The sequence below is a fragment of the Nonomuraea salmonea genome (genome assembly GCF_042428605.1).
GTDB lineage: Bacteria > Actinomycetota > Actinomycetes > Streptosporangiales > Streptosporangiaceae > Nonomuraea > Nonomuraea salmonea.
Genome location: NZ_JBHMCF010000075.1, coordinates 1 through 838, shown reverse-complemented (window position 1 = coordinate 838; position 838 = coordinate 1). Strand labels below are relative to the sequence as shown.

At 57.8% G+C, this 838-nt stretch carries 1 rRNA gene; it reads left to right on the top strand.

The features are described from left to right. A 23S ribosomal RNA gene (locus ACFFR3_RS50215) occupies window positions 1-838 on the top strand; the annotation flags it as partial.

The following is an 838-nucleotide window of genomic DNA, read 5'->3' as shown; positions in this document are numbered from 1 at the left end:
GAAATTGCACTACGAGTAAAGATGCTCGTTTCGCGCAGCAGGACGGAAAGACCCCGGGACCTTCACTACAGCTTGACATTGGCGTTTGGAGCGTCTTGTGTAGGATAGGTGGGAGACTGGGAAGCTCGGACGCTAGTTCGGGTGGAGTCATTGGTGAAATACCACTCTGGTCGTTTTGAACGTCTAACTCTGGTCCGTGATCCGGATCGGGGACAGTGTCTGGTGGGTAGTTTAACTGGGGCGGTTGCCTCCTAAAGGGTAACGGAGGCGCCCAAAGGTTCCCTCAGCCTGGTTGGCAATCAGGTGTCGAGTGTAAGTGCACAAGGGAGCTTGACTGTGAGACTGACGGGTCGAGCAGGAGCGAAAGCTGGGACTAGTGATCCGGCATCGGCGTGTGGAAGCGGTGTCGCTCAACGGCTAAAAGGTACCCCGGGGATAACAGGCTGATCTTCCCCAAGAGTCCATATCGACGGGATGGTTTGGCACCTCGATGTCGGCTCGTCGCATCCTGGGGCTGGAGTAGGTCCCAAGGGTTGGGCTGTTCGCCCATTAAAGCGGTACGCGAGCTGGGTTTAGAACGTCGCGAGACAGTTCGGTCCCTATCCGCTGCGCGCGCAGGAGACTTGAAAGGAGCTGTCCCTAGTACGAGAGGACCGGGACGGACGAACCTCTGGTGTGCCAGTTGTACCGCCAGGTGCACGGCTGGTTGGCTACGTTCGGAAGGGATAACCGCTGAAAGCATCTAAGCGGGAAGCTCGCCTTGAGATGAGGTCTCCCACCACGAGAGTGGGTAAGGCTCCCGGTAGACGACCGGGTTGATAGGCCGGAAGTGGAAGCA